Here is a 16,424-nt window from a genome sequence, read left to right on the forward strand (position 1 = left end):
CGCAGCGCCATCAGGCAATGTCGCGGAAGTAATGCCGGATGGCGGCTTTGCCTTATCCGGCCTACGGTTTTTGATTGTCCTATTTTCAGGAGCAAACAGTGCAAAGTGTTGATGTAGCAATTGTTGGTGGCGGCATGGTGGGACTGGCGGTTGCCTGCGGCTTGCAGGGCAGCGGGTTGCGCGTTGCAGTGTTAGAACAACATGTTCCGCAGCCTTTGGCGGCGGATGCACCTCCTCAGCTTCGCGTATCGGCCATTAATGCCGCCAGTGAAAAACTGCTTAGCCGACTGGGCGTCTGGTCCGACATTGTTGCCCGTCGCGCTTGTTGCTACCACGGCATGGAAGTCTGGGACAAAGACAGTTTTGGGCGTATTGCGTTTGATGGCCAGAGCATGGGTTACAGCCATTTAGGCCACATCGTTGAAAACTCAGAGATCCATTACGCACTCTGGCAAAAAGCGCAGCGTTCAGCGGACATTACGCTGATGGCGCCCGCTGAGTTACAGCAGGTAGCCTGGGGTGAGAATGAGGCATTTCTGTCCCTGAAAGATGGCGCAATGCTGACAGCTCGCCTGGTGGTCGGCGCCGATGGCGCTAACTCCTGGCTGCGCAACAAAGCGGATATTCCGCTCACTTTCTGGGATTACCGTCATCATGCGCTGGTGGCGACTATCCGTACGCAGGAAGCTCACGGCGCGGTTGCGCGGCAGGCGTTTCACGGTGAGGGGATCCTGGCGTTCCTGCCGCTCAGTGACCCGCACCTGTGCTCTATCGTCTGGTCGCTTTCGCCGCAAGAAGCAGAACGCATGCAGCAGGCAAGCGTTGACGAGTTTAATCAGGCGCTGAATATCGCTTTTGATAATCGCCTGGGGCTGTGCAGCCTTGAAAGCGAGCGTCAGGCGTTTCCGCTGACGGGACGCTATGCCCGTCAATTCGCTGCTCATCGTCTGGCGCTGGTGGGGGATGCGGCGCATACCATCCACCCGCTGGCGGGTCAGGGGGTTAACCTTGGATTTATGGATGCGGCGGAGCTGATCGATGAGCTGAAGCGGCTCCAGCGTCAGGGCAAAGATATTGGTCAGTATCTCTATTTGCGCCGCTACGAGCGCAGCCGTAAGCACAGCGCAGCGATGATGCTGGCCGGTATGCAGGGCTTTCGTGAACTGTTTGCAGGCGAGAATCCGGCGAAAAAACTGCTGCGTGATATTGGTCTGAAACTGGCCGATACCCTGCCAGGCGTAAAACCACAGCTCATCCGCCAGGCGATGGGACTGAACGATCTTCCTGAGTGGTTACGCTAGCGTCCGTAAGGACAATCTTAAGAGTTTGAGACCCGTCACACTTTCCACTCCCGGCCTGCGCGCCGGGGTGCTTCTCTCATTTGAAATAATCTAATTCCATGCCTCTTTTCGCATTAGTTTTTTTAATATTACGTTTTTTTCATAACGCCATTTTTGACAATTTTTCCACATTTAATGTTGGTTGTTGCTGTTAATTTCAGCTTTTATTTATTTTTTATTCTGATTATTTGCCGTATTGATGGGGTTTTGTTCTGTCGGTGATTTTGCTGTTTTTGGCCATAAGCTAATGTGATGGTTAATTTTGCCTTATGGTTTAGCGTCTGTTTCGGTGGTAAGTTCAGGACAAAGAGAACGTTTGCGTCGTGGCCCCTGGAGCGGCTGCGGTGCTGGGTTTCGTGGCGAAAATTTCACCGCGAAAGAGTTGGTAGCCCCGCTTATTCAACGAGGAAAAGATGGCTCAACAGACTCCTTTGTACGAACAACACACGCTATGTGGCGCGCGCATGGTAGATTTCCATGGCTGGATGATGCCACTGCATTACGGTTCTCAGCTTGATGAACACCATGCTGTTCGCACCGATGCCGGAATGTTTGATGTGTCACATATGACCATTGTCGACCTGCGCGGTAGCCGCACCCGGGAGTTCTTGCGTTATCTGCTGGCAAACGACGTCGCGAAGCTAACGAAGACGGGTAAAGCCCTCTACTCCGGTATGCTCAACGCTTCGGGCGGCGTGATAGATGACCTGATTGTCTACTACTTCACTGAAGATTTCTTCCGCCTCGTTGTAAACTCCGCCACCCGCGAAAAAGACCTCTCCTGGATTACCCAACACGCTGAACCCTACGCCATCGACATCACCGTTCGAGACGATCTGTCGCTGATTGCGGTGCAGGGTCCAAACGCGCAGGAAAAAGCAGCCACATTGTTTACTGACGAGCAGCGTCAGGCGGTAGAAGGCATGAAGCCGTTCTTCGGCGTTCAGGCGGGTGATTTGTTTATCGCAACCACCGGTTATACCGGCGAAGCAGGCTATGAAATTGCCATGCCGAGTGAAAAGGCGGCAGACTTCTGGCGTGCGCTGGTACAAGCAGGTGTCAAACCTTGCGGTCTTGGCGCGCGCGACACGCTGCGTCTGGAGGCCGGCATGAACCTGTACGGTCAGGAGATGGACGAAGCCATTTCTCCGCTGGCGGCCAACATGGGCTGGACCATCGCGTGGGAACCGACTGACCGCGACTTTATCGGTCGGGAAGCGCTGGAAATGCAGCGTGAAAAAGGCCACGAACAGTTGGTTGGACTGGTGATGACCGAGAAAGGCGTACTGCGTAATGAACTGCCGGTGCGTTTCACCGATGCTTCCGGCAATCAGCAGGAAGGCATTATCACCAGCGGGACATTCTCCCCAACCCTGGGTTACAGCATCGCGCTGGCGCGTGTCCCTGCGGGTATTGGTGAGAACGCGATCGTACAGATCCGTAACCGCGAAATGCCGGTAAAAGTGACTAAACCTGTTTTTGTGCGTAACGGCAAAGCCGTCGCGTAATTCATCCTTTTTTGGAGATTGATTGATGAGCAACGTACCTGCAGAACTGAAATACAGTAAAGAACACGAATGGCTGCGCAAAGAAGCTGACGGCTCTTACACCGTTGGGATCACCGAACATGCTCAGGAGCTGTTAGGTGACATGGTTTTCGTTGACCTGCCCGAAGTTGGCGCAACTGTGAGCGCGGGCGATGACTGCGCCGTTGCGGAATCCGTAAAAGCGGCATCCGATATTTATGCGCCAGTAGGCGGTGAGATTGTTGCGGTTAACGACGCGCTCAGCGACTCCCCGGAACTGGTCAACAGTGAGCCGTATGCAGGGGGCTGGATCTTCAAAATCAAAGCCAGCGATGAAAGCGAAATTGAATCGCTGCTGGATGCGACTGCATATGAAGCTTTGTTAGAAGACGAATAAATACGCTTCATTCTTCACGTTGCAGGTGTGTTGGCTTCCTTGCACACCTCAGTCACTTACTGATGTAAGCTCCTGGGGATGTGCTGCGTCGCCGCCTTCCTGCAACGCGAATTTTTTGCGTATTCAGGTAAGTAGAGACACCTACGATTCACTGCACGTTTCAGGAACCATCGCCCATGACACAGACGTTAAGCCAGCTTGAAAATAGCGGCGCTTTCATTGAACGCCACATCGGACCGGACGCCGCGCAGCAGCAAGAGATGCTGAATGCGGTTGGCGCCGAGTCGTTAAACGCGCTGATCGGCCAGATTGTGCCGAAAGACATTCAGCTCGCAACCCCGCCACAGGTGGGCGAGGCGGCGACCGAATACGCTGCGCTGGCTGAATTAAAAGCCATCGCCGGGCGTAACAAGCGCTTCACGTCCTACATTGGCATGGGCTACACCGCCGTGCAGCTGCCACCGGTTATCCTGCGTAACATGCTGGAAAACCCGGGTTGGTACACCGCCTACACCCCGTATCAACCGGAAGTCTCCCAGGGCCGTCTGGAAGCATTGCTGAACTTCCAGCAGGTGACGCTGGACCTGACTGGCCTGGACATGGCTTCCGCTTCTCTGCTGGATGAAGCTACTGCTGCAGCTGAAGCCATGGCGATGGCCAAACGCGTCAGCAAACTGAAAAATGCTAACCGTTTCTTTGTGGCGGCTGATGTTCATCCGCAAACGCTGGACGTAGTGCGTACTCGCGCGCAAACTTTTGGTTTTGACGTCATTGTTGATGACGCGGCAAAAGCATTGGATCATCAGGATGTGTTCGGCGTGCTGTTGCAGCAGGTTGGCACCACCGGTGAAGTGCACGACTACAGCGCCCTGATGGCTGAGCTGAAATCCCGTAAAATAGTGGTCAGCGTCGCTGCCGACTTTATGGCGCTGGTGCTGCTGACTGCACCGGGCAAACAAGGCGCGGATATCGTTTTCGGCTCTGCGCAACGCTTCGGCGTACCGATGGGCTACGGCGGCCCGCACGCGGCATTCTTTGCCGCTAAAGATGAATTCAAACGCTCCATGCCAGGCCGTATTATCGGCGTCTCCAAAGATGCAGCGGGTAATACCGCCCTGCGTATGGCGATGCAGACTCGCGAACAGCATATCCGCCGCGAGAAAGCGAACTCCAACATTTGTACCTCGCAGGTTCTGCTGGCCAACATCGCCAGCCTGTATGCCGTTTATCATGGCCCGGTTGGCCTGAAACGCATCGCTAATCGCATCCATCGTCTGACCGATATTCTGGCAGCCGGTCTGCAACAAAAAGGATTAAAGCTGCGTCATGCGCACTACTTTGACACTTTGTGTGTTGAAGTGGCCGATAAGGCTGCGGTACTGGCGCGTGCTGAAGCGGCAGAAATCAACCTGCGTAGCGATATCCATAACGCGGTAGGTATTACGCTCGATGAAACCACCACCCGTGAAAACGTGGTGCAGTTGTTCAATGTTCTGCTGGGAGACAGCCACGGTCTGAACATCGAAACGCTGGACAAAGACGTGGCGCTCGACAGCCGTTCCATTCAGGACAGCATGCTGCGTGATGATGCGATCCTCAGCCATCCGGTGTTTAATCGCTATCACAGCGAAACCGAGATGATGCGTTATATGCACTCGCTGGAGCGCAAAGATCTGGCCCTGAACCAGGCAATGATCCCGCTGGGGTCTTGCACCATGAAGCTGAACGCTGCCGCCGAGATGATCCCTATCACTTGGCCGGAATTCGCTGAACTGCATCCGTTCTGCCCGCCAGAGCAGGCAGAAGGTTATCACCAGATGATCGGCCAGCTTTCCGAATGGCTGGTAAAACTGACCGGTTATGACGCAGTCTGCATGCAGCCGAACTCCGGCGCGCAGGGCGAGTATGCGGGTCTGCTGGCGATTCGCCATTATCATGAAAGCCGTAACGAAGGCCATCGCGATATCTGTCTGATCCCGGCCTCTGCCCACGGTACCAACCCGGCCTCCGCACAGATGGCGGGTATGCAGGTAGTGGTTGTCGCCTGTGATAAGAACGGCAACATCGATCTTGGCGATCTGCGTGAAAAAGCGGCGCAGGCGGGTGAAAACCTCTCCTGCATCATGGTGACCTATCCCTCTACTCATGGCGTGTATGAAGAAACGATCCGTGAAGTGTGCGACGTTGTGCACCAGTTTGGAGGACAGGTTTATCTTGATGGCGCGAACATGAATGCTCAGGTTGGGATCACCACACCGGGCTTTATCGGTGCCGATGTCTCACACCTTAACCTGCATAAAACATTCTGCATTCCGCACGGCGGCGGCGGCCCTGGTATGGGTCCAATCGGTGTTAAATCGCATCTGGCGCCGTTCGTACCGGGTCATAGCGTAGTACAGATTGAAGGGATGCTCACCCGTCAGGGCGCGGTTTCTGCGGCACCGTTCGGTAGCGCATCCATTCTGCCGATCAGCTGGATGTACATCCGTATGATGGGCGCAGAAGGTCTGAAGCAGGCAAGCCAGGTGGCGATCCTGAACGCTAACTACATTGCCAGCCGTCTGAAAGATGCCTATCCGGTGCTGTATACCGGTCGCGATGGTCGCGTGGCACATGAATGTATTCTCGACATTCGCCCACTGAAAGAAGAGACCGGCATCAGCGAACTGGATATTGCCAAGCGTCTGATCGATTACGGTTTCCATGCGCCGACCATGTCGTTCCCAGTAGCGGGTACGCTGATGGTGGAACCGACTGAATCGGAAAGCAAAGTGGAACTGGATCGCTTTATCAATGCGATGCTGGCAATCCGCGCTGAGATCGATCGCGTGAAAGCCGGTGAATGGTCGCTTACAGATAACCCGCTGGTTAACTCCCCGCACACGCAAAATGAGCTGGTCGCGGAGTGGAATCACGGTTACAGCCGCGAAATCGCCGTCTTCCCGGCGGGCGTAGCGAACAAATACTGGCCGACCGTGAAACGCCTTGATGACGTTTACGGTGACCGTAACCTGTTCTGCTCCTGCGTGCCGCTGAGCGATTATCAGTAATCGACTGATTCAGCTATCTTTTAAAGGCGCTTCGGCGCCTTTATTTTTGGGGAGAATAGTGATGGCTATAGCACTGGTTACGGGGGGCAGTCGCGGTATTGGCCGGGCAACCGCGCTGCAGTTAGCGCTAGAGGGTTACACGGTCGCCGTTAACTTTCATCACAATATTCGTGCGGCAACGGAGGTGGTGAACAATATCGCCGCTACGGGAGGAAAGGCGTTTGCTCTGCGGGCAGATATCAGCGATGAAAGCCAGGTCGGGGCGATGTTTGAGTCCATTGACCGCGAGGGCGAGCCGCTGACTGCTCTGGTGAACAATGCCGGGATTTTGTTTGAACAGAGCACGGTGGAAAGCCTAACCGCTGAGCGTATTAATCGCGTCCTGGCGACTAATGTTACCGGCTATTTTCTGTGTTGTCGGGAAGCGGTAAAGCGCATGTCGTTTAAGCACGGCGGTCAGGGCGGGGCGATTGTGAATGTCTCTTCGGCGGCGTCACGGCTTGGCGCCCCGTTCGAATATGTTGATTATGCAGCCTCAAAAGGTGCGGTGGACACGCTTACCACCGGCCTCGCGTTGGAGGTTGCGGCGCAGGGGATACGCGTGAACTGCGTGCGACCCGGTCTTATCTACACGGAAATGCATGCGTCAGGCGGTGAGCCGGGAAGGGTCGATCGCGTGAAATCCATGTTGCCTATGCAGCGCGGCGGACAACCGGAAGAGGTCGCGCAGGCGATTACCTGGCTGCTGAGTGAGAAGGCGTCTTACGTCACGGGCAGTTTTTTGGAGCTGGCCGGCGGGAAGTAATGCGTTGCTTGCCGGATGGCGGCGTAAATGTCTGCTCTGGTCTACAGGTTCAGTTCCCGTAAACCGGATAAGCGCAGCGCCATCCGGCAAAAAATTACAGATTCTCGCCGTTGCTGGCAATCACCGCTTTATACCACTCAAAACTTTTCTTACGCGAGCGCGACATATCGCCGGTGCCGTCGTCGTGTTTGTTCACGTAGATAAAACCGTAGCGTTTGCTGTACTGGCCGGTGGTGAACGAGACGCAGTCGATGCAGCCCCACGGCGTGTAGCCCATCAGATCTACGCCGTCATACGTTACCGCTTTCATCATCTCTTCGACGTGGGCGCGCAGATAGTCGATGCGGTAGTCATCGTGGATGCTGCCGTCTTCTTCCACTTTGTCGTAAGCGCCAAATCCGTTTTCAACGATAAACAATGGCTTCTGATAACGCTCGTACAGTTCGCATAAGGCGTAACGCAGGCCGACCGGATCAATCTGCCAGCCCCAGTCGGATGCTTTGACGTGCGGGTTCGGCACGCTGCCCTCAAAACCGGAAATGGCATCGCCGCTACCGCCTTCCGCTTTTACCGCGTTGGTCATGTAGTAACTAAACCCGAGATAGTCGCAGGTACCTTCACGCAGGATTTGTTCATCGCCAGCTTCCATTCGAATATTGAATTCGCGGCGCTCCCACTCGTTCAGTACATAAGATGGATAGTAGCCGCGCAGTTGAACGTCGGTGAATACATAGCGTTCACGCATCGATTCCTGCGCGAACATCACATCTTCAGGCTTACAGGAGTACGGGTATAGCGGGACCATTGCCAGCATGCAGCCGACTTTCATTTCAGGGTTGATGCGACGTGCGGCTTTCACCGCCAGAGCGCTGGCCACGAACTGGTGGTGCAGCACCTGGTACATAGTCTCTTCCGGGTTTTCATGCTCGGTATACACCACGCCGGAGCAGCAATAGCCAAACAGCGGTGCACGCCAGTTACGCTGGTTGTTGATTTCGTTGAAGGTCATCCAGTATTTGACCTTGTGCTTGTAGCGCTCAAAGACCACTTCAGCAAAACGGACAAAGAAATCAACGACTTTGCGATTGGTCCAGCTACCGTACTGTTGAACCAGGTGTAGCGGCATTTCGAAGTGGGAAAGGGTGATGACCGGTTCGATATTGTACTTCAGCAGTTCATCAAACATGTCGTCGTAGAATTTTAGCCCTTCTTCGTTTGGCTGGGTTTCGTCCCCTTTGGGGAAGATACGGGTCCAGGCAATTGACGTACGGAAGCATTTGAAGCCCATCTCGGCAAACAGCTTAATGTCTTCTTTGTAATGACCGTAAAAATCGACGGCTTCGTGGTTGGGGTAGTACTTACCTGGCACGACGTCCTGAGTGATTTCTCGCGGAACGCCGTGTGCCCCCCCGGTCAGTACGTCGCAAATGCTGGGCCCTTTGCCACCTTTATTCCAGCCGCCTTCAACCTGATGCGCCGCAACCGCGCCGCCCCATAAAAAATCGTTTGGTAAGGTAAGTTTTTTCATCTGCGCTCAGTCTCAAATTAATACAATCTGATTTTGAGTCTAACAAAGGAAAGATAAATGTCACGATATAACAAAATAGCGTTAATGTGATTTGTTACATCAAAAAAACATATTGTTTTTTTACGCTATTCTTTTCGCCAGCTTGCGACCGAGTGATTCCAGAATATAAATAACGGGGATCTGCGTGGTTATATCGTATACCCCGGCAATGCGTGTCTGTGGAACGTGCCAGGAGAGATTAAAGTCGGCAAGTTTCGCGAGGCGCGAATGTTCATGGCTGGTGACCGACAGAACCTTACAGTTATGCAGACTGAACTGGCTGGCAAAGCGTAGGATCTCTTCGGTTTCTCCAGAAACGGAAAGTACGATCGCCAGCGCGTTTCTGGCCATATCATTAGTTACCGGGAAATAAGGGTCATCGATGTGGTTACTGAATTTTCCGACGTTTGAGAAAAAACGAGCGCCATATTTTGCCAGAGCTCCGGATGTTCCCGCCCCGACGAATATAATACGCTCGGAAGATAATATAATATCAACAGCCTGATCGAGTAATTTGTCGAACTCGTCGTTATTGACGCCTTTAAAGAAGCTGATAATTTCGCTGGCACCGAAATTAGCCTGTTGCGGTTCATTCTGCTCTAAATATAATTTGAAGCGTACGCGAAATTCTGAGTAACCTTCACACTTAAGCTTGCGGCAAAAGCGCAGTACGGTGGTGGTGGAAACGCCCACGGCATCCGCAAGTTCGCGAATGGTCATGTACATGACTTTGTCACGGTTTTTGATGACATAGTTGTAGACCAGCATCTCAAGATTGTTGAGACTGGCGATGGCAGCGTGGGAGAACATACTCACAATGGCAAAACTCACTCATCAGACTTCATCTACAGGGAATAATAACATGCAGCCAAATGACATCACTTTTTTTCAGCGTTTCCAGGATGACATTCTGGCCGGACGCAAAACCATTACGATTCGTGACGAGTCCGAATCACACTTCAAAGCCGGTGACATTCTACGGGTTGGGCGCTTCGAAGATGAGGGGTACTTCTGCACGATTGAGGTTGTTGGCACCTCAACCGTCACGCTGGATACGCTGACGGAGAAACATGCTCACCAGGAAAACATGACGCTAGAAGAACTTAAACACGTGATTGCCGAGATTTACCCGGATCAAACACAATTTTATGTGATTGATTTTAAATGCCTTTGATTTTAACGGTACGCCTGTTAGCTGAATATTAAAATATAATATCATGATTTTTATGGATTATTATTTAGTTGGCAAATATTTTAGCTAACAGGTGTTCACTGGAACCATTCTCAGTTACGCTAGAGGAGCAATCACGATAGTGTTCGTTTCTCGGGAGTAAAATATGGTTCAGAAGCCATTAATTGCGCAGGGATATTCGCTGGCAGAGGAAATAGCCAATAGCATCAGCCACGGTATCGGGCTGGTGTTTGGGATTGTCGGACTGGTATTGTTGCTGGTTCAGGCAGTGGATACCAACGCCAGCGCCATGGCGATAACCAGCTATAGCCTGTATGGCGGCAGCATGATCCTGCTGTTCCTTGCCTCAACTCTATATCACGCAATCCCCCATCAAAGAGCGAAAGTCTGGCTGAAAAAGTTCGACCACTGCGCGATTTATCTGCTGATTGCCGGGACCTACACGCCATTTCTGCTGGTGGGGCTGGATTCGCCGCTGGCACGTGGACTGATGATTGTTATCTGGAGCCTGGCGCTGCTCGGTATTTTATTCAAACTGACCATTGCGCACCGGTTTAAGGTCCTGTCGCTGGTAACCTACCTGGCGATGGGCTGGCTATCGCTGATTGTGGTGTATCAACTGGCGGTTAAGCTGGCGGTGGGTGGTGTGACGTTGCTGGCAGTTGGTGGTGTGGTGTATTCGCTGGGCGTTATTTTCTACGTCTGTAAGCGCATTCCATACAACCATGCGATCTGGCACGGCTTTGTGCTGGGTGGCAGCGTTTGCCATTTCCTGGCGATCTACCTGTACGTGGGGCAGGCGTAATTATCATTACCCAGCAGTGCTGTGCTTACCGGGTCTTTAAAACGCGCGACCCGGTAAGATAAAGTCACCACCGGGCGATTTACTCTTCCAGCGAATACGGCAGCGGTACGATATGCAGCGTTTTCGCGTCGTCACGAACGCGGAACACGCTGTCGGCTTCCATGTCGTTATTCATCACAACCTGCACCAGTACCTGTCCATCCGCCAGTTGCACTGCGGCGAGTACGGTGCCGGTACGACGCCAGTTCTCACCCATTTTCAGCTCCAGGTCTTCACCTGCCGCCGGTACCCGACTGGCCGCACCTGCCAGCGTCCACATGGCACGTTTGTTGGCTCCGCGGAATTTTGCGCGAGCAACCATTTCCTGACCGGTATAGCAGCCTTTTTTAAAGCTGATCCCGCCCAGAGCCTGCAGATTGGTGGCTTGCGGAATAAACTGTGCGCTGTTGGCAGTATCAATCACCGGAATACCTGCTTCGATATCCAGCGCCAGCCACTGTTGGCTGTTATTTAACTCCGCTTCACCGCGCAGCTTCTCTACCAGGGTTTCCGCCGTTGCAATATCAACGAGCAGCAGGAAACGCTCAGCGGGATGTTCGAACCACAATATGGTGGAAGAACCTTCAGTAATGACCTGCTTATCGCTGTTTGGTAATTCGCTAAAGATATTGGCCAGCGCTGCGCGCGCCTGGAATCCCGCGACGCCCAGCAGTACGCGCTCGTCGTCCGGGGCAATCGCCACCTTCGAGAAGACCGCATATTTTTTCAGTTCGGTGAGCTGCGCATCGCGCAGACTACGGCGCTCAAGCCATGCAAAACCGTCCCCCTGGCGGAACAGACGCAGGTTGCTCCACATTTTACCTTTGGCGTCACAATGTGCTGCCAACACGTGCTGATGCTCAGTCATCTGGCTGACATCCGCTGTGACCTGACCCTGAATATACTTCTCACTGTCGACACCGGTGATGGTGGCGAGCGCCCATTCATCGAGCGTCATTAGCGTCAGAGGCAAGCGCGTTGACGCGAAAGGCTGGCGAGGAGGAAAAGATATAAAAGCCATAATTAATGTCCTGATTTGCTTAACGCAGTGATAATGACTAATGGTAAAAGAGCTATGGCCCATTGCAAGCGGTTTAAACAGGCTATTTGTGCCATATATTAAGCTTTGCGAGGAGACATCCAAAAATGCTGAATCCTTTGACTTAATGTGGTTTTATTTAGCGAGCACGCTTCCGTTTGCTGATATTCCCGTAAATATGAGGAAAAACACGTTACAATAGCGGGATACTTCGTTTTCGCGAGACAGGAAGAAGAACATGGATATTAACAACAAAGCACGTATTCATTGGGCATGCCGTCGCGGTATGCGTGAGCTGGACATCTCGATCATGCCGTTTTTCGAACATGAATATGACAGCTTAAGTGATGAAGAAAAACGTATCTTTATCCGTCTGCTAGAATGTGATGATCCAGACTTATTTAACTGGTTGATGAATCATGGGAAACCGGCTGATGCTCAGCTAGAGCAGATGGTGCGACTTATCCAGACACGGAATCGGGAACGTGGTCCAGTGGCAATCTGATTTACGCGTTTCATGGCGCGCGCAATGGCTTTCGTTGCTCATTCATGGGCTGGTCGCGGTATTTATTTTATTGATGCCCTGGCCATTGAGCTACACCCCATTATGGCTGGTTCTGCTCTCTCTGGTGGTGTTCGATAGCGTCCGTAGCCAGCGCCGAATCAATGCCTGTCAGGGTGAGATTCGGCTGTTGATGGACGGTCGTCTGCGCTGGCAAGGGCAAGAGTGGACTATTGCTAGCGCACCCTGGATGGTCAAAACAGGCATGATGCTGCGTTTACGTTCCGATGCCGGAAAACGTCAGCATTTGTGGCTGGCGGCAGACAGTATGGATGACGCGGAGTGGCGAGATTTGCGGCGGTTAATACTGCAACAGGCGAGGCAGGGATAATGCTGATGAATGCCTGATGGCGTGTAGCGTTAAGGTCTACGGTTCGGTGCGGCATGTAGGCCGGATATGGCGTTTACGCCTACATCCGGCAAAATGGTTATCAGGACCAGTGTTCGGCCATTTCACCAAGGATTTGCTCGCACCAGGCCTGAATGCGTTCATCGCTGAGATCGTACTGGTTTGTTTCATCCAGCGCCAGGCCAACAAACAGCTGTCCATCGGCAATGACGGGCTTATCGCTGGTAAATTCATACCCTTCGGTTGGCCAGTAACCAACAAATTTTACGCCTTTGGTGACCAGTTTATCGTGCAGCATACCCAGCGCATCCAGGAACCATTCACCGTATCCCAACTGATCGCCCATACCGTAAAGCGCAACAATTTTGCCTTCCAGGTTGAGGTCGTCCAGTTGCTCCCAGACCGCTTCCCAGTCCTCTTGGATTTCACCGAAATCCCAGGTTGGGATGCCTAAAATGAGCACGTCATACTGCTCCATTAAGGTCGGGGAATCATCTTTGAGGTTGTGCAGTGTCACCAGTTCGGGACCCAGGATATCGCGGATTTTTTCTGCTGCCATTTCGGTATAGCAGGTGCTGGAACCGTAAAAAAGACCCATGTTCATGACGTAAACATCTCAATTCTGCTGTAGCGTTGCGGGTAGTGTAACAGAATCGCCGCATTCTCGGCACAATGAGGCATAATGCATCAAAAATGAGAGTGAAATAAGGGGCGCGAGTGGAACAGGATCTGGCGCGCATCGAGCAGTTTCTTGATGCCCTGTGGCTGGAACGAAATCTGGCGGAAAACACGCTAAGTGCGTATCGTCGCGATCTGACCATGCTTGTCGAATGGCTACATCACCGCGGCGCCTCGCTTGCGACCGCGCAGAGTGATGACCTGCAAGCATTGCTGGCTGAGCGGATGGATGGGGGATATAAAGCCACCAGTTCCGCACGCTTGCTCAGTGCAATGCGGCGTTTTTTTCAGCATCTGTACCGTGAAAAATATCGCGAAGATGACCCCAGCGCCTCGCTTGCATCACCTAAACTTCCGCAGCGTCTGCCCAAAGATCTCAGCGAAGCACAGGTCGAACGACTTCTGCAGGCGCCGCTGATAGAACAACCGCTGGAACTTCGCGACAAAGCCATGCTGGAAGTATTGTATGCCACAGGCCTGCGCGTGTCTGAACTGGTGGGGCTGACGATGAGTGACGTCAGCCTGCGTCAGGGCGTGGTTCGGGTGATCGGTAAAGGTAATAAAGAGCGCCTTGTCCCGTTAGGTGAGGAGGCGGTGTACTGGCTGGAAACGTACCTTGAGCATGGGCGTCCGTGGTTGCTCAACGGTGTATCAATAGATGTGCTGTTTCCCAGCCAGCGGGCGCAACAGATGACTCGTCAAACCTTCTGGCATCGTATCAAACACTATGCTGTGTTGGCTGGAATCGACAGCGAAAAGCTGTCCCCGCACGTCCTGCGGCATGCGTTTGCCACGCATCTGCTCAACCATGGCGCTGACCTGCGCGTGGTGCAGATGCTACTGGGGCATAGCGACCTCTCGACAACGCAGATTTATACTCATGTCGCAACGGAGCGCTTGCGGCAACTACATCAACAGCATCACCCTCGAGCGTGAGTGCTGACAGGAAAGGATAGGTTATGAAAAAACGTTTTATGATGTTCACCCTGCTGGCGACGGCGTTTTCCGGCATGGTACATGCAGACGATGCGGCGATTCGCCAGTCATTAGCGAAGCTGGGTGTTCAGAGTACCGAGATTCAGTCTGCTCCGGTTGCGGGCATGAAAACTGTACTGACCAATAGCGGCGTGTTGTACGTTACCGAAGACGGTAAACATATTATTCAGGGACCGATGTATGACGTGAGCGGTGCAAGCCCGGTAAACGTCACCAACCAACTGCTGATGAAGCATTTGAACGCGCTGGAAAACGAGATGATCGTCTACAAAGCGCCGCAGGAAAAACACGTCATTACCGTTTTCACCGACATCACCTGTGGCTACTGCCACAAGCTGCATGAAGAGATGAAAGACTACAATGCGTTAGGGATTACCGTACGCTATCTGGCCTTCCCTCGTCAGGGACTGGAAAGCCAGGCCGAGCAGGATATGAAATCTATCTGGTGTGCGAAGGACAAAAACAAAGCCTTTGACGACGCCATGGCTGGCAAAGATGTGAAGCCTGCGACCTGTAATGTGGACATCGCTAACCACTACGCGCTGGGCGTACAGTTTGGCGTCAGCGGTACGCCGGCGATTGTGCTGAGCAATGGCTATGTAGTGCCTGGCTATCAGGGCCCGAAAGAGATGAAAGAATTCCTCGACGCACATGCAAAACAAACCAGCGGTAAATAATTCGCGTGAAACAACAGATACAACTTCGTCGGCGTGAAGCCGACGAGACCGCCGAGCTACCTGCCGACTTGCCGCCATTGCTGCGCCGTTTATACGCCAGCCGTGGCGTGCGCAGCGCGCAGGAGCTTGAGCGTAGTGTGAAAGGCATGCTGCCGTGGCAGCATTTGAACGGTGTCGAAAAAGCGGTTGAAATCCTCTATAACGCTTTTCGCGAAGGAACCCGAATCATCGTGGTCGGCGATTTTGACGCCGATGGCGCGACCAGCACCGCGCTCAGCATTCTGGCGATGCGCGCGTTGGGCTGCAGTAACGTGGACTACCTGGTGCCTAATCGTTTTGAAGACGGTTATGGCTTAAGCCCGGAAGTCGTTGATCAGGCCCATGCCCGTGGCGCTCAACTGATTGTCACCGTCGACAACGGCATCTCGTCCCACGCGGGTGTTGAACATGCCAGAACGCTGGAGATCCCGGTCGTTGTGACCGATCACCATCTGCCTGGGGACACGCTGCCGGGCGCTGAAGCGATCATCAATCCTAACCTGCACGATTGTGAATTCCCGTCTAAATCGCTTGCTGGCGTTGGCGTGGCCTTCTATCTGATGCTGGCGCTGCGCACCTTCCTGCGTGACAAAGGCTGGTTTGATGAACGAGGAATTGCGCCGCCGAACCTGGCGGATTTGCTCGATCTGGTTGCGCTTGGTACGGTGGCCGACGTGGTCCCGCTGGATGCCAATAACCGCATTCTGACGTGGCAAGGCTTAAGCCGTATTCGTGCCGGAAAGTGCCGCCCTGGTATAAAAGCGCTGCTGGAGATTTCCAATCGCGACCCACTCAAATTGGCTGCCAGTGATTTAGGTTTTGCCCTCGGGCCACGGCTGAATGCAGCGGGGCGTCTGGACGATATGTCCGTTGGCGTGGCGCTGTTGCTGTGCGACAACATTGGTGAAGCACGTGTGCTGGCCAATGAGCTGGATGCACTCAACCAGACGCGTAAAGAGATCGAGCAGGGTATGCAGGCGGAAGCGCTGACTCTGTGTGAAAAGCTGGAGCGCAGTAGCGATACGCTACCGGGCGGTCTGGCGATGTATCATCCCGAGTGGCATCAAGGAGTGGTGGGGATTCTGGCATCGCGTATTAAAGAGCGCTTTCACCGTCCGGTAATTGCGTTTGCCCCGGCCGGTGACGGTACGCTGAAAGGCTCCGGGCGCTCGATTCAGGGGCTGCACATGCGCGATGCGCTGGAGCGCCTGGACACTCTTCATCCAGGTATGATCCTCAAGTTTGGCGGTCACGCTATGGCGGCGGGTTTGTCGCTGGAAGAGGCGCAGTTTGAGCGTTTCCAGCAGCGTTTCGGTGAACTGGTAACCGAGTGGCTGGACCCTGCCTTACTGCAGGGCGAAGT

General features: G+C 53.4%; 16 protein-coding genes. 12 read left to right on the top strand and 4 right to left on the bottom strand.

Annotated elements, in window-relative coordinates; translation table 11 throughout:
* The first annotated feature begins 98 nt into the window (after window positions 1-98).
* The 5 genes from ubiI to FDW87_RS11930 all read left to right on the top strand — a co-directional run bounded on the left by ubiI (window position 99) and on the right by FDW87_RS11930 (window position 7,118).
* Complete coding sequence (gene ubiI / locus FDW87_RS11910; RefSeq protein ID WP_137379789.1) at window positions 99-1,301, top strand: FAD-dependent 2-octaprenylphenol hydroxylase; 1,203 nt, start codon at window positions 99-101, stop codon at window positions 1,299-1,301.
* A gap of 452 nt (window positions 1,302-1,753) precedes the next feature.
* Complete coding sequence (gene gcvT / locus FDW87_RS11915; protein ID WP_016154356.1) at window positions 1,754-2,848, top strand: glycine cleavage system aminomethyltransferase GcvT; 1,095 nt, start codon at window positions 1,754-1,756, stop codon at window positions 2,846-2,848.
* A gap of 25 nt (window positions 2,849-2,873) precedes the next feature.
* Window positions 2,874-3,263 (top strand): glycine cleavage system protein GcvH, encoded by a 390-nt coding sequence (gene gcvH, locus FDW87_RS11920; protein ID WP_003026965.1) that lies wholly within the window; start codon window positions 2,874-2,876, stop codon window positions 3,261-3,263.
* Between the two features lie 176 nt (window positions 3,264-3,439).
* The gene (gene gcvP, locus FDW87_RS11925) at window positions 3,440-6,313 is read left to right on the top strand and encodes an aminomethyl-transferring glycine dehydrogenase (protein ID WP_019077632.1); all 2,874 of its coding nucleotides are present in this window, start codon (window positions 3,440-3,442) and stop codon (window positions 6,311-6,313) included.
* A gap of 61 nt (window positions 6,314-6,374) precedes the next feature.
* Window positions 6,375-7,118 (top strand): SDR family oxidoreductase, encoded by a 744-nt coding sequence (locus tag FDW87_RS11930; protein WP_046274935.1) that lies wholly within the window; start codon window positions 6,375-6,377, stop codon window positions 7,116-7,118.
* A gap of 94 nt (window positions 7,119-7,212) precedes the next feature.
* Here FDW87_RS11930 and bglA read toward each other — a convergent pair whose 3' ends face one another.
* Together bglA and FDW87_RS11940 are read right to left on the bottom strand one after the other, a co-directional pair.
* A complete protein-coding gene (gene bglA / locus FDW87_RS11935) occupies window positions 7,213-8,646 on the bottom strand; it encodes a 6-phospho-beta-glucosidase BglA (protein WP_016154353.1) in 1,434 nt (477 codons plus the stop codon).
* A 120-nt stretch (window positions 8,647-8,766) separates the two neighbouring features.
* The gene (locus FDW87_RS11940) at window positions 8,767-9,495 is read right to left on the bottom strand and encodes a MurR/RpiR family transcriptional regulator (RefSeq protein WP_003838265.1); all 729 of its coding nucleotides are present in this window, start codon (window positions 9,493-9,495) and stop codon (window positions 8,767-8,769) included.
* 52 nt (window positions 9,496-9,547) lie between these two features.
* Between FDW87_RS11940 and yqfB the strand changes: the two genes are divergently transcribed.
* Window positions 9,548-9,859, top strand: a complete 312-nt coding sequence (gene yqfB / locus FDW87_RS11945) for a N(4)-acetylcytidine aminohydrolase (protein ID WP_101700204.1) — start codon at window positions 9,548-9,550, stop codon at window positions 9,857-9,859.
* Between the two features lie 163 nt (window positions 9,860-10,022).
* Window positions 10,023-10,682 carry a hemolysin III family protein gene (locus FDW87_RS11950; protein WP_016154351.1) on the top strand — a complete coding sequence of 220 codons (660 nt, stop codon included), beginning with the start codon at window positions 10,023-10,025 and terminating at the stop codon, window positions 10,680-10,682.
* Window positions 10,683-10,761: 79 nt separating this feature from the next.
* Here FDW87_RS11950 and ygfZ read toward each other — a convergent pair whose 3' ends face one another.
* Window positions 10,762-11,742 (bottom strand): tRNA-modifying protein YgfZ, encoded by a 981-nt coding sequence (gene ygfZ, locus FDW87_RS11955; protein ID WP_137379790.1) that lies wholly within the window; start codon window positions 11,740-11,742, stop codon window positions 10,762-10,764.
* A 256-nt stretch (window positions 11,743-11,998) separates the two neighbouring features.
* Between ygfZ and sdhE the strand changes: the two genes are divergently transcribed.
* Both sdhE and FDW87_RS11965 read left to right on the top strand, forming a co-directional pair.
* A complete protein-coding gene (gene sdhE / locus FDW87_RS11960) occupies window positions 11,999-12,265 on the top strand; it encodes an FAD assembly factor SdhE (protein WP_016154349.1) in 267 nt (88 codons plus the stop codon).
* Window positions 12,246-12,653: a protein YgfX gene (locus tag FDW87_RS11965; protein ID WP_047357821.1), complete on the top strand. Its 408-nt coding sequence runs from the start codon at window positions 12,246-12,248 to the stop codon at window positions 12,651-12,653. The genes sdhE and FDW87_RS11965 overlap by 20 nt, the downstream gene beginning before the upstream one ends.
* 100 nt (window positions 12,654-12,753) lie before the next feature.
* On the opposite strand, the gene fldB is transcribed toward FDW87_RS11965, so the two are convergent.
* Window positions 12,754-13,275: a flavodoxin FldB gene (gene fldB, locus FDW87_RS11970; RefSeq protein WP_016154347.1), complete on the bottom strand. Its 522-nt coding sequence runs from the start codon at window positions 13,273-13,275 to the stop codon at window positions 12,754-12,756.
* Between the two features lie 113 nt (window positions 13,276-13,388).
* On the opposite strand from fldB, the gene xerD reads away from it, so the two are divergent.
* The 3 genes from xerD to recJ form a co-directional block, all read left to right on the top strand.
* Window positions 13,389-14,285: a site-specific tyrosine recombinase XerD gene (xerD, locus tag FDW87_RS11975; RefSeq protein ID WP_016154346.1), complete on the top strand. Its 897-nt coding sequence runs from the start codon at window positions 13,389-13,391 to the stop codon at window positions 14,283-14,285.
* A gap of 23 nt (window positions 14,286-14,308) precedes the next feature.
* Window positions 14,309-15,022, top strand: coding sequence for a bifunctional protein-disulfide isomerase/oxidoreductase DsbC (gene dsbC, locus FDW87_RS11980; protein ID WP_016154345.1), 714 nt, complete (start codon window positions 14,309-14,311; stop codon window positions 15,020-15,022).
* A 5-nt stretch (window positions 15,023-15,027) separates the two neighbouring features.
* On the top strand, window positions 15,028-16,424 hold a 1,397-nt coding region (recJ, locus tag FDW87_RS11985; protein WP_252363133.1), incomplete at its 3' end, for a single-stranded-DNA-specific exonuclease RecJ.

Origin of the sequence: Citrobacter sp. wls826 (assembly GCF_005281245.1) — a bacterium.
Classification (GTDB): Bacteria; Pseudomonadota; Gammaproteobacteria; order Enterobacterales; family Enterobacteriaceae; genus Citrobacter; species Citrobacter braakii.